We start from the raw sequence: 9,133 nt of genomic DNA, 5'->3' as shown, positions 1-9,133 counted from the left end.
GCCGCGCCCGCGCGCTCCGGGCGGGTGCTCGACGGGGTCGCCCCGAGGGACGCGGCGATGGCCCGGCTGACGGCGGGCGCGAGGGAGGCCTTGAGGGCGTCAAGGTCCTGGCCCTCGTCGAGGACCTTCCCCTTTGAGTCGACGACGGAGAAGGTCATCGACAGGTGCGGGGGCAGCACCGACCAGTTCCACGAGCCGGGCGGAATGATGTGCCCCTTCAGGCGGCGCAGGACGAGTTCGAGGGAAGCCTCGAGGTCGTCCACCGCCGGATCGAAGTCCGCCTCGAGCGCGGCCACGGCGGACCGGGCCACGTCCGGCGCCGGGATGAAGTTCTTGCGGATGCCCTTGGGCAGGGACTTGATGAGCGCCGTGACCAGCTCCACCCGCAGGCCCGGGATCTGCCAGCGGAAGGGCCCGGACTCCAGCTGGTTGAGGAACAGCACGGGGATGCGCACCGTCACGCCGTCGGCCGCACCGGGGGCGCCGGGGGAGAATTCGTAGTTCAGGGGCAGTTCGAAGCCGCCCTGGTGCCAGGTGGTGGGGAAGGCCGAATCGTCGAGCGCGTCGGCGTCCTCGGCGAGCAGGTCCTCCGGATCGAAGTCGAGCAGGTCCGGGTCCGCCTGGCGGGCCTGCTTCCACCACGAGTCGAAGTGCCGTTCGGAGACGACCTCCCGGCCCACCCGGGCATTGTAGAAGTCGAAGAGGGTCTCGTCGTCGACCCTCAGGTCGCGGCGGCGCAGCCGGTTCTCGAGCTCCTCGATCTCCGCCAGCCGGGCCTTGTTGCGGTGGAAGAACTTGTGGTGGGTCTTCCAGTCGCCCTCAACCAGGGCGTGGCGGATGAACAGTTCGCGCGCGACCTCCTGGTCGACGCGGCCGTAGTTGATCCGCCGCTGCGGCACGATGGGCACCCCGTAGAGGGTGACCTTCTCGTACGCCATGACCGACCCCTGCCGGCTAGACCAGTGCGGTTCGCTGTAGCTGCGCTTCACCAGGTGGGGAGCGACCTGCTCGGCCCACAGCGGGTCGAACCGGGCCGCGACCCGGGCCCACAGCCTCGAGGTCTCGACGAGTTCGGCGGCCATCACCCAGTCGGGGGACTTCTTGAACAGGGCCGAGCCGGGGAAGACCGCGAAGCGGGTCCCGCGGGCGCCGGCGTACTCGCGCTTGCGCTGGTCGTAGAGCCCGATGTGGCTCAGCAGGCCCGACAGCAGGCTGATGTGGATGGCGTCGCTGTTGCCCACCGGGTCGACGGCGCCCGGGGCGAGGGTGATCCCCAGCGGCTTGGCGAGCTGGCGCAGCTGCGCGAAGAGGTCCTGCCACTCCCGGACCCGAAGGTAGTTGATGAACTCGTTGCGGCACAGCCTGCGGAACTGGGTCGAGGACAGCTCCTTCTGCTGCTCCTCGAGGTAGCGCCACAGATTCAGGTAGCCGGTGAAGTCGGAGTGCTCGTCGACGAAGCGCTTGTGTTTCTCCGCGGCGCTCTGCTGCTTCGCCGGCTGGTCGGCGGACGGGCGCTCGCGGGGGTCCTGGATGGTCAGGGCCGCCGCCAGGATCATGACCTCCTTGGCGCAGCCCCGGCCGGCCGCCTCGACGATCATGCGGCCCAGCCGCGGATCGACCGGCAGCTGGGCCAGCTTGCGGCCGACGCCGGAGAGCCCGCCGTCGTCGTTCAGGGCACCAAGTTCGCGCAGCAGGGCCACGCCGTCGGTGATCGCCTTGGCATCGGGCGGCTCGACGAAGGGGAACTCGGCGATGTCGCGCGGACTCTTCGTGACGCCCATGGCGGTCATCTGCAGGATCACCGCGGCCAGACTGGTCCTGAGGATCTCGGGTTCGGTGAACGGGCGCCGGGACTCGAAGTCCTCCTCGGAGTAGAGGCGGATCGCGATGCCGTCGGAGACGCGGCCCGAACGCCCGGAGCGCTGATTGGCCGAGGCCTGCGACACCCGTTCGATCGGCAGCCGCTGCACCTTGGTGCGGTGGGAGTACCGGGAGATGCGGGCCGTGCCGGTGTCGATCACGTACTTGATGCCCGGAACGGTCAGCGAGGTCTCGGCGACGTTCGTGGCCAGCACGATCCGCCGGTTGGAGCCGCCAGCGCTGAACACACGGTGCTGCTCCTGCAGGGACAGGCGGGCGAACAGGGGCAGCACCTCGGTGCCCCGGAGGCGCTGGGTGTTCTGGATCCGGGCCCGAAGGGCGTCGGCCGCGTCGCGGATCTCGCGCTCGCCGGAGAAGAACACGAGGATGTCTCCGGGGGCCTCGCGGGACAGTTCGTCGACGGCGTCGCACACCGCGTCGACCGGGTCGCGTGCCTCCTCGAGGTCGTCGTCGGAGTCGTTGTCGCCGACGGGCTGATCCAGCGGCCGGTACCGGATCTCCACCGGGAAGGTGCGCCCGGAGACCTCGATGATCGGCGCGGGCGCGGTGTTCGAGACGGCGGCGTCGGCGGCGAAATGCCGGGCGAACCGTTCCGGGTCGATGGTCGCGGAGGTGATGATGACCTTCAGGTCCGGGCGCTGGGGCAGGATGCGCTTCAGGTAGCCGAGGATGAAGTCGATGTTGAGGCTGCGTTCGTGGGCCTCGTCGATGATGATCGTGCTGTATTTGCGCAGCAGGCGGTCGTGCTGGATCTCCGCCAGCAGGATGCCGTCGGTCATGATCTTGATCTTGGTGCTGCGGCCCACCTGGCCGGTGAACCGGACCTGGAAGCCGACCTCCTCGCCGAGCTGGACGTCGAGTTCCTCGGCGATGCGCTCGGCCACGGTGCGGGCGGCCAGGCGGCGGGGCTGGGTGTGGCCGATCAGCCCGGAGTCGGCCAAGCCGAGCTCCAGGCACATCTTGGGGATCTGGGTGGTCTTACCCGAGCCGGTCTCGCCGGCGATGATGGTGACCTGGTTCGCGGCAATGGCCGCCATGATGTCCGAGCGGCGGGCCGAGACGGGAAGATCCGCGGGGTAGGAAATTGTCAGTGCCATAGTTGCTTCCAGTCTAGTGCTCCGGCGCTGGAAGGGCCGGGGCGGGAAGGCGAGCGGCCGGGAGGGGGTTACCGCGGCGTGCCTGCCCCATGACCAAGGCCGACCAGTGGGCAGATCCGGTTATGCCCAGTGACCGCTGCTGACCAGTGGGCAGAACCGACGACAGGGCTTGAGGCGAACGGTTATGCCCAAAGACCGCTGCTGACCAGTGGGCAGAACCGATGGCAGGGCCTAAGGGGAGCAAATTCGCCCAGCGACCGCTGCTGACCAGTGGGCATGTCCGGTTCTGCCGACTGACCGTGGCTAGTCAGTGGGCAGAACCGGCTGACTGGTACCTGGATAAACCAATCTGCCCAGTGACCGTGGCTGGTCAGTGGGCAGAACCGATGGCAGGGCCTGAAAGCAGCAGATTTGCCCAGTGACCGCTGCTGGCCAGCGGGCATGTCCGGTTATGCCCATTGACCGTGGCTGGTCAGTGGGCAGAACGGCTGGCCTCGCCCGGAGGAAACAGTTCTGCCCGCCGTCCGGAACCCGTCAGCGGGCGTACACGGTTCCGGTCCGGCCGGCGGCCCGCCGCAGCCGCCCCGCGAGCTCGGCGGCCCTCACCCTCATCGCCTCGGGCTCCAGGATCTCGAACTCGACATCGAGGGAGGCCAGCTGCATCAGGGGGTAGTCGAGCGAATCGAAGCCCGCCCGCAGGATCGTGGCGTCGGGGCCGTCGCTGGTCAGCTCCGCGATCTCCGCCGGAATCCGCTGTTCGATCTCCCGGATCCCCGCCGAGAGGCGGATGACGGCGTCGTAGCTGTAGGGGGAGCGGGTGATCGACTTCTGCACATACCGGGCCAGGTCCGTCGCCGGCAGCGGCCGGGCCGTGAACCGCGCGCGGGGGGAGGGGATGCTCCGGCAGCGGTCCACGCGGAACGTCCGCCAGTCCTCCCGGACCGTGTCCCAGGCCACCAGGTACCAGCGCCGCCCGGTGTCAACCAGCCGGTACGGTTCGACGAGGCGGCGGGAGGATTCGCCGTCGTGCCGCTCATAGCGGAAGGCCACGATCCGGCGTTCGGTGATCGCGGCCGACAGAGCTGTCAGGACCGCAGGATCGACCGGGGTGCTGGGCGCGGCCATGCGGGTCACCGCTGACCGCAGTCCCGAGAAGCGGGGACGCAGCCGCGCGGGCAGCACCTGTTCCAGCTTGGTGAGCGCACGCACCGAGGCTTCCCCGACGCCGGCCACGGGGCTGGCGGTGACGGCGGTCAGGCCGATCGCCACGGCGAGGGCCTCGTCGTCATCGAGCAGCAGCGGCGGAAGCTGCGCCCCGGCGCCGAGCTGGTAGCCGCCGGCGATACCAGGCGACGCCGAAATGGGGTAGCCCAAGGTGCGCAGCTTGCCGATGTCCCGGCGCACCGTCCGCTCGGTCACCTCCATGCGCTGGGCGAGGGCGGGGCCCGTCCACTCCCTGCGCATCTGCAGGAGGGAGAGCAGGTGGAGGAGGCGGGCCGAGGTTTCCAGCATGAACCCAAACTACCGCGGACCGAGGACAGAAACTGTCCTCATGGATTCTTAGGCTAGGGGAGGATTCACACCGGGTGGCCTGCCCCGCAGGCCCACGACCTTAGGAGACGCCATGGGCTCACCATTGAATGTTTTGCTGTACCTTCCCGAGGGGATGGCCGACTGGGAGGTCGGGTATGCGTCCGCCGAACTCTCCGGCGGACAGTTCCTGCGCCCCGAGCGGCAGGTGGTCCTCACCACCGCATCGGCCGGCGGCGGCCCGATCCGCACCATGGGCGGCATGAAGGTCGTCCCGGACGCGGCGCTCGCCGACACCCCAAGCGAGCAGATCGACGCACTGATCCTGCCCGGCGGGACGAGCTGGGACTCCGCCGCCAACGCCGACGTGCTTGACCTTGCCGCGCAGCTGTTGGACCGCGGTGCCCCCGTAGCGGCCATCTGCGGCGCTGTCGATGCCCTGGCCGGAGCGGGGCTGCTCAACGACGTCGCGCACACCGGCAACAGCGCCGACTCCCTCGCGTCCCACGAAGGGTACTCGGGGTCCGCACTGTACCGGGAGGAACTCACCGTGAGCGACGGCAGGGTCGTCACCGCGGGGTCCTGGGCGCCCGTGGAGTTCGCCGCCGAAATCTTCCGCACGCTCGACGTGATGGACGAGGAAATCCTCGGAAGCTGGCTGCTGTTCTGGGGAAAGCGCGACGTCCGCGGGATCTACCAGCTGATGGAGGCGCAGGCCGAATGAGCACCGCCGGAGAACTCGCCGACCAGCTGTCCTGGCACTGGGAGAACCAGGCGCGGCCCCGGCTCGAGGGGCTGACCGACGCCGAGTACTTCTGGGAACCCGTGCCCGGCTGCTGGAGCCTTCGTCCGCGGGAGGAGGCGCGCGCGGCGGTCGCCGCGGGGGTCGGACGGTTCGTCCTCGAGTACGCGGTTCCGGCGCCCGACCCCGCCCCGGTCACCACCATCGCCTGGCGGCTGTGCCACCTGATTGTGGGTGTGCTGGGGGAGCGGGTCGGCTCGCACTTCGGCGGTGAGCCGATCACCTACCGCAGTTTCGACTACCCGGAGACCGCCGACGCCGCCCTGGCGCGCCTCGACGGGCTCTACGAACAGTGGATCGGTGCCGTGTCGGGCCTGAGCGGGGAGGAACTCGCCCGCCCCGTCGGTCCCGCCGAAGGCCCGTTCGCCGAGTACCCGATGTCGGCCCTGGTGCTCCACATCAACCGGGAGATGATCCACCACCTCGCGGAAGTCGCCCTGCTGCGTGACCTGTACCGGGACGGTCCGGCAAAGGGGTAAGGGCACGGACCGGGGGCAAAGCAAAGCGCCGCCGTCCCAAAGGACGGCGGCGCTTGGAGGCCGGTTTTTCCACCCGGCCGGTGGTGCCCTCGATAGGATTCGAACCTACGACCTTCTGCTCCGGAGGCAGACGCTCTATCCCCTGAGCTACGAAGGCATGGGACGGTTTTTCTCCGTCTCCGTAAGGGACTTAATGAGCTTAGCAGGTGGAATCGGCGGAGGAGAAACGCGCCGTTCCCCGGTGGGCGGACGGGGCTAGTAGCCGAGGAACGCGTCGGTGGTGACCCTGCCTCCGCCGGCCTTCCGCACCGCGGCGCGCAGGTGCGAAATGATCAGCGGCGACCCCGACACGTAGACCCGGCGGGAGGGCAGGTCGGGCACCTCGGCGGACAGCTGCTCCGCGCTCGGGTAGCCCGCCCCGGCGTAGCGCCAGCGCGCGGGCAGGCTGACGCCGTCGTCGGCCGGGTCGTGCGGGGCGAAGAGGACGACGGGCGTGCCGAGCTCCGCGAGCTCCTCCCGGTAGGCGATCTCGTCCACCGAGCGCACCACGTACACCAGCGCGACGTCCCGGTCCTGGCCGCGCCGCGCCACGTCGCGGAGCTGGCTGATGAACGGGGTGATGCCGATCCCGCCCGCCGCCAGCAGCAGCGGAACCGATGGATCCTTCGGCAGCCGGAAGTCCCCGCCGACCAGGGTGCCGGTCACCACGGCGCCGGACTTCAGGCCCAGCAGCGCCTTCTTGAAGCTGCTTCCCGGTTCGCTGACGCGCAGCCCGAAGCTGAGGGTGTCCCGGTCCTGCGGGGCGGAGGTGATGCTGAAGACGCGCCGGGATCCGCGACCGTCGGTGCGTTCGTGCGGCAGGTTCAGCTCCATGTACTGGCCCGCCTCGAACCGCACCGGGTGCGACGGGGCGAACAGCAGCTCCGAACTCGTCGGGGTGAGGTCCCGGCGGGCGGTGAACCTCAGCCGGACGCTGCGCCGCTGCCCCATGAGGAAGGCGACGGCGTTGCCGATGACGAGCGCGAACTCCGGCCCGAGGAACACCGGGCCGAGCGAGGGCTGTGCGGCGAAGACAACGGCGACGACGGCGGCGGTGACGAGCTGCTGCCAGCGCAGCGGCGGCAGGGTGAGCGGTTCGGTCAGCATGAACCCGACGAGGAAGAGCACCGGGTAGGACACCAGGACCAGCTGCACCGCGGCCAGCGGCGCAAGTCCGCCCGAGGCCAGGCCCGCGACGAGGATGCCGGTGCTCAGCACCACGAAGACGGCGCCCATGATGAGCTTGCGCGTCCGGTACAGGAGCACGAGGGTGCCCACCAGGACGAAGGGGAGCAGGTACGGGTTCGCGACCCACCAGCCGGCGGCGGAGAGTCCGAGCAGCGTCGCGACAACGGCGCCGGCGGCCGCCGGGTTGAAGATGTGCCGGCCACGGACCGCGAGGAGAAATTTCGAGGCCGCGGCGGCGAGCCCGGCGACGGCGATACCGCCAAGCCCGGCCCCGTCCAGAGTGGGGAACATGATGAAGAACAGGATGAAGCCGGTGATCAGCGCGGACTCATTGTGCGGTCGCATCCGCAGGATCATCGCCATGATCCGCGTGCCGCCCCAGGTGGAGATCAGGGCGGTGGCCAGCGTGGCGGTGAGCTCCGAGGGGCGGAAGGCGAGCAGACCTGCAGCCGAGAACCCGAGGGAGGCCGCGGTGAGCAGGATCAGGAGGGAGAGGGTCAGCCGGTACATCGAGATTCGGCCCAGCAGCTGGTCGATACCGTTCATGGGGTGAACAGTGCTCCGTTCAGGGTCGGGGAAAAGCGGGCGTGCCCGTCGGAGAACACCTGCACGAAGTCGAAGGTGAATTCCCCGGCGAGCACGTCGGGCTCGGCGAGGAACAGCGCCGTGGCCAGGGCATCGGCGGTCATGGTGTCAGCCGCGAGGACCCAGGTCGCCACGACCGTCGAGACGCTGGTGCCGGTGCGGGCGTCGACCACATGATGCAGGCCGTCGCCCCAGGACCTGCGGTTCGAGGCGGAGGCACACAGCGCCCGGCCGTGAAGCTGCACTGTGCCGATTGCCCGGGTGGGATCGTAGGGATGTTCGAGCCCCACGGTCAGGGCCGTGGTGCCCGAGTGGAGCATATCGCCGCTGGCGTCGACGAGAAATTCCGTATGCCCGGCACCGGTGAGCAGCCCGCCCACAAGGTCGACGAGCTGGCCCTTTCCGGCGGCGCCGACGTCGAGGGTGACGGGCCCGGCCGCCGTGACGACCGAACCCTCCCAGTCGAGCGTTGCATCCCAGGCCCGGGCCGGGGCGGGCGGCCCCTTGGGGGTGAAGCTGTAGTGAGCGTCGTAGCCCGAGTGCTCGAGGACGGATCCGACCAGGGGTGACATCGAGCCGTCCGTGAGCCGGTACAGCCTCCGGTACAGCCGGCCGAGGGCGGCGCCGTGGGCGGGAAGCTCGAGCCGCCCGCCGCCGGCGGTGAGGGCGGCCACCGCGGAGTCGGGGCGGAAACGCGAATACAGGGCGTCGTAGTTCTCAATGAGGCCGGCGATGGCGGCACGGACTTCGGGCTCCAGGGGAGCGGCAGTGTCGATCTGCCAGCGGGTCCCGATGGCCTCAAAGACGAAGCTGCCCCCGACCGCCATTGACTAGAGCTTGGCTTCGCTCTTGATGAGGTCCGTCGCCTCGGCGAAGCCGCCGCTGGTGAGGGAGGACCCGGCCACCTTGTCGACCTTCAGCTCGTCGAGCTTCTTGCCGACGATCTCCTCCTGGATGCCGCCGCTGAACCGCTCCTGGTACAGCTTGGCGGTGGGGTTGGACGGCATCGGCTCGGTGGTCACCGCCGTCACGACGTCCTTCTCCAGCGTCAGGCTCACCCCGATCTCCTCGGTGCCGCCGGGGGAGACATAGGAGCCGACCTGCGTGAACTCGCCGTCCTCGTAGGTCTGGTCGGCGGGGGCCGCTTCGGTGGGCTCGGCGCCCGCCGATGCCTCGGGTGCCGCACTGCTGGCCGGGGCCTCGGCCGGGGCGCTGCTCGCGGCCTCCCCTGCGGGTTCGGAGCCCGGCGATGGGGCCGTTCCGGCGCAGCCTGCAACACCCAGGAGCGACGCCGCCGCCAGTGCGTGGAGCACGCGCTTCCCGGTGAGGCTGCGGGTGCTGGTGTCGGCGGATCCGGCTTCGAGGTCTTTCACGGCGGTTTTCTCCTTGACGTTAGGGCCCGGGGTCCGCCCAGGCTGGTTGAGCCGGACGGACACTGGTAACTCAACAATTGTGCAGCAGCCCGGCCGGGAACAACCCGGCTGCCCTGTATTCGTTCCCGGCGGGGGTCCGGATGGTATCCGGAGCCCCCG

7 protein-coding genes and 1 tRNA gene are annotated in these 9,133 nt (G+C 69.8%); 2 read left to right on the top strand and 6 right to left on the bottom strand.

Going from position 1 to position 9,133, the window contains the following annotated elements; translation table 11 throughout:
* Both hrpA and QZX79_RS14855 read right to left on the bottom strand, forming a co-directional pair.
* A partial coding sequence (gene hrpA, locus QZX79_RS14860) for an ATP-dependent RNA helicase HrpA (protein WP_294569387.1) occupies positions 1 to 2,978 on the bottom strand: 2,978 nt, incomplete at its 3' end.
* 534 nt (positions 2,979 to 3,512) lie between these two features.
* The gene (locus QZX79_RS14855) at positions 3,513 to 4,490 is read right to left on the bottom strand and encodes a YafY family protein (RefSeq protein ID WP_294569386.1); all 978 of its coding nucleotides are present in this window, start codon (positions 4,488 to 4,490) and stop codon (positions 3,513 to 3,515) included.
* A 112-nt stretch (positions 4,491 to 4,602) separates the two neighbouring features.
* Here QZX79_RS14855 and QZX79_RS14850 point away from each other — a divergent pair, with 112 nt between their 5' ends.
* On the top strand, positions 4,603 to 5,232 hold the full coding sequence (locus QZX79_RS14850) for a type 1 glutamine amidotransferase family protein (RefSeq protein ID WP_294569384.1): 630 nt from the start codon (positions 4,603 to 4,605) through the stop codon (positions 5,230 to 5,232).
* A complete protein-coding gene (locus tag QZX79_RS14845; protein WP_294569382.1) occupies positions 5,229 to 5,789 on the top strand; it encodes a DinB family protein in 561 nt (186 codons plus the stop codon). Before QZX79_RS14850 ends, QZX79_RS14845 begins: the two co-directional genes overlap by 4 nt.
* An 81-nt stretch (positions 5,790 to 5,870) precedes the next feature.
* Here QZX79_RS14845 and QZX79_RS14840 read toward each other — a convergent pair.
* From QZX79_RS14840 to QZX79_RS14825, 4 genes are all read right to left on the bottom strand, one after another.
* A tRNA-Arg gene (locus tag QZX79_RS14840) sits at positions 5,871 to 5,946 on the bottom strand.
* Positions 5,947 to 6,044: 98 nt separating this feature from the next.
* Positions 6,045 to 7,562 carry an FAD-dependent oxidoreductase gene (locus QZX79_RS14835; protein WP_294569380.1) on the bottom strand — a complete coding sequence of 506 codons (1,518 nt, stop codon included), beginning with the start codon at positions 7,560 to 7,562 and terminating at the stop codon, positions 6,045 to 6,047.
* Complete coding sequence (locus tag QZX79_RS14830) at positions 7,559 to 8,428, bottom strand: FAD:protein FMN transferase (RefSeq protein WP_294569378.1); 870 nt, start codon at positions 8,426 to 8,428, stop codon at positions 7,559 to 7,561. The genes QZX79_RS14835 and QZX79_RS14830 overlap by 4 nt, the downstream gene beginning before the upstream one ends.
* Positions 8,429 to 8,431: 3 nt before the next feature.
* Complete coding sequence (locus QZX79_RS14825) at positions 8,432 to 8,974, bottom strand: hypothetical protein (protein ID WP_294569377.1); 543 nt, start codon at positions 8,972 to 8,974, stop codon at positions 8,432 to 8,434.
* Positions 8,975 to 9,133: the final 159 nt, after the last annotated feature.

Source organism: uncultured Arthrobacter sp., assembly GCF_902805515.1.
Lineage (GTDB): Bacteria > Actinomycetota > Actinomycetes > Actinomycetales > Micrococcaceae > Arthrobacter_D.
This window is presented reverse-complemented; position numbering and strand designations above follow the sequence as displayed.